Here is a 3,228-nt window from a genome sequence, read left to right on the forward strand (position 1 = left end):
GGTTGTGGGTAATTGCGCCCCCCGGGGGTTGGTGGTGCGGGCCGGCCTGTCTGGCGGCGTGTACCCCCCGGGATGGTCTCCCGCCGCCTGGGGGCGGAGGACCGGCAGGCGAGGCACGAAAGCAGTGGTGACGACTGGTTCGACCAGCACAATTGAACAAGCAGAAATACCTGGCCCCGTTGTGTAGCGGCCTAGCACGCGGCCCTCTCAAGGCTGAAACGGCGGTTCGAATCCGCTCGGGGCTACCAGGTGGAAACAAGGAGGACCTCGCTCAGTGTGGGGTCCTCCTTCGTAGGAGCGCCCAGTGCTGTTCGGCAGCTGTCCTCTGCCCGGGGAGCTAGTGCTCTTCGGCAGATGCTCGGCGCAGCACCTCGGAAAGCCGTTCCGCCGCGGCGATGACGGCGGGGGCGTGCAGCCGTCCGGGCTGGCGGGTCAACCGCTCGATCGGGCCCGACACGGACACCGCTGCGATGACCTTCCCGGCGGGGGAGCGCACTGGCGCGGACACCGAGGCCACCCCAGGCTCACGTTCCCCGATGGACTGCGCCCAACCACGCCGACGAACGGTGTTGAGGGCTACGGCCGAGAAGGTTGCCGATGCCAGGCCGTCCCGGATCTTGTCAGGATCCTCCCAGGCCAGCAGCACCTGTGCCGCCGAACCCGCGCTCATCGTGAGCTGGGCGCCCACAGGAATGGTGTCGCGAAGGCCAGTGGGACGTTCCGCGGCGGCCGCGCAGATCCGGATGTCCCCCTGGCGACGGTAGAGCTGTGCGGATTCGCCGGTGATGTCGCGCAGTCGGGCAAGAATCGGGCCTGCCGTGGCCAACAGCCGATCCTCACCGGCGGCAGAGGCCAGCTCCACCAGGCGGGGGCCGAGCACGAAACGACCCTGCAGGTCCCGGCCGACCAGCCGGTGATGCTCCAGGGCGACGGCGAGCCGGTGCGCGGTGGGTCTTGCCAGCCCTGTCGACTGCACCAGGCCAGCCAAAGTCGTGGGCCCTTGTTCCAGGGCTGTGAGCACCAGGGCGGCCTTGTCGAGGACGCCGACACCACTCGAGTTGTCCATAGTATGAGACTATCATCTCGTATTTTGGTATGTCCAGGGTGATAATTGCACCCATGGCACGAACTCTCGCTGACAAGATTTGGGACGATCACGTCGTGACGAGCGGGGGTGAGGAGCCTGATCTGCTCTACATCGACCTGCAGCTGGTCCACGAGGTGACCAGCCCCCAGGCCTTCGAGGGGCTCCGGCTCGCCGGTCGCACCGTGCGCCATCCCGAACTGACCGTGGCCACCGAAGACCACAACATTCCCACAGAGGCCATTGACAAGCCGATCGTCGACCCCGTCTCCCGTACCCAGGTGGAAACCCTGCGGGCCAACTGTGCCGAGTTCGGCGTTCCGCTGCACTCCCTCGGTGACGCCGAGCAGGGCATCGTGCACGTCATGGGCCCGCAGCTCGGTCTCACCCAGCCCGGCATGACGATCGTCTGCGGCGACTCGCACACCGCCACCCACGGCGCCTTCGGCGCGCTGGCCTTCGGCATCGGCACCTCCGAGGTCGAGCACGTGCTGGCCACCCAGACTCTGCCGCAGGCCAAGCCGAAGACCATGGCTGTCACCCTGACGGGCGAGCTGCCCGCCGATGTCTCGCCCAAGGACGTTGTGCTGGCCCTCATCGCCAAGGTCGGCACCGGCGGCGGCCAGGGCTACATCGCCGAGTACCGCGGCCCTGCCATCGAGAAGATGTCGATGGATGGCCGGATGACCATCTGCAATATGTCCATCGAGTGGGGCGCCCGGGCAGGCCTGGTCGCGCCGGACGCCACCACCTTCGAGTACCTCTCCGGTCGCCCGCACGCTCCGAAGGGCGCCGATTGGGACCGCGCCGTCGAATACTGGACGAGCCTGCGTTCTGATCCCGATGCGCAGTACGACGCCGAGGTCGTCCTCGACGTCTCCGAGCTCACCCCCTTCGTCACCTGGGGCACCAATCCGGGTCAGGGTGCGCCGCTGAGTTCCGCGGTGCCCGATCCCAGCGACTTCGCCTCCGAGATCCAGCGTGCCGCCGCCGCCCGCGCTCTGGAGTACATGGACCTCAAGGCGGGCACCCCGCTGCGTGACATCTCGGTGGACACGGTCTTCATCGGCTCCTGCACCAACGGCCGCATCGAAGACCTGAGGGCTGCCGCGGACGTGCTCAAGGGGCACAAGGTTGCTGACTCCGTGCACATGCTCGTCGTCCCTGGTTCGGTCGCGGTGCGCGACCAGGCAATCGAGGAGGGCCTGGACAAGGTATTCATCGACGCCGGGGCCGACTGGCGTCATGCCGGCTGCTCGATGTGCCTGGCCATGAACCCCGACAAGCTGGCTCCCGGTGAGCGCAGCGCGTCCACCTCCAACCGCAATTTCGAGGGCCGGCAGGGCCCGGGCGGACGTACCCATCTGGTGAGCCCGGCCGTCGCCGCCGCCACCGCAGTCACCGGGCACCTGGCCGCTCCCGCCGATCTCTCCTAAGGAACTGACATGGAAAAGTTCTCCACACACACTGGCGTGCCGGTGCCGCTGCGCCGCAGCAATGTCGACACCGACCAGATCATTCCCGCCGTCTACCTCAAGCGGATCACCCGTACCGGTTTCGAGGACGGCCTGTTCAAGAGCTGGCGCAACGACCCTGACTTCGTGCTCAACCAGCCGGCCTACGAGTCCGGCACCATCCTGATCGCCGGGCCCGACTTCGGTATCGGCTCCTCTCGCGAGCATGCCGTCTGGGCGCTGCAGAACTACGGCTTCAAGGTGGTCATCGGCTCCCGCTTCGGCGACATCTTCCGCGGCAATGCCGGAAAATCCGGGCTGCTGCTCGCCACCCTGCCGGAGGACCAGGTCGCCCAGCTGTGGGACTTCGCCGACGCCCATCCCGGCGAACCCATCACAGTGGACCTCGAGGCACGCACCGTGCAGGCCGGCGACCAGAGCTTCGGCTTCGACATCGACGACTACACCAGGTACCGCCTGATGGAGGGTCTCGACGACATCGCGCTGAGCCTGCGCCATGCCGACGACATCGATGCCTACGAGGCACGTCGCCCGAGCTTCAAGCCGACGACCACCGAAGTGGCCGCCTGACCCGCATCCGAAGACGCCGGGGGGGGGGGCCGGCCCCGGCGCCCCCCCCGGGCCGTGGGGCTGAGACGGTCTTAAGTCCGGAGGATTTGGCGCGGCGAC

Annotated in this window: 3 protein-coding genes and 1 tRNA gene; 3 read left to right on the forward strand and 1 reads right to left on the reverse strand. The window is 67.7% G+C overall.

Translation table 11 applies throughout. The features are described from left to right. Nucleotides 1-172 precede the first annotated feature (172 nt). A tRNA-Glu gene (locus ABF648_RS08480) sits at nucleotides 173-248 on the forward strand. An 89-nt stretch (nucleotides 249-337) separates the two neighbouring features. Here ABF648_RS08480 and ABF648_RS08485 read toward each other — a convergent pair. Further along, nucleotides 338-1,066 (reverse strand): IclR family transcriptional regulator, encoded by a 729-nt coding sequence (locus tag ABF648_RS08485; protein ID WP_415631855.1) that lies wholly within the window; start codon nucleotides 1,064-1,066, stop codon nucleotides 338-340. Between the two features lie 53 nt (nucleotides 1,067-1,119). On the opposite strand from ABF648_RS08485, the gene leuC reads away from it, so the two are divergent. Further along, nucleotides 1,120-2,520: a 3-isopropylmalate dehydratase large subunit gene (leuC, locus tag ABF648_RS08490; protein WP_415631856.1), complete on the forward strand. Its 1,401-nt coding sequence runs from the start codon at nucleotides 1,120-1,122 to the stop codon at nucleotides 2,518-2,520. Between the two features lie 9 nt (nucleotides 2,521-2,529). After that, the gene (gene leuD / locus ABF648_RS08495; protein WP_415631857.1) at nucleotides 2,530-3,129 is read left to right on the forward strand and encodes a 3-isopropylmalate dehydratase small subunit; all 600 of its coding nucleotides are present in this window, start codon (nucleotides 2,530-2,532) and stop codon (nucleotides 3,127-3,129) included. Nucleotides 3,130-3,228 lie beyond the last annotated feature (99 nt).

The organism is Propionibacterium sp., assembly GCF_047719395.1.
GTDB lineage: Bacteria > Actinomycetota > Actinomycetes > Propionibacteriales > Propionibacteriaceae > Propionibacterium.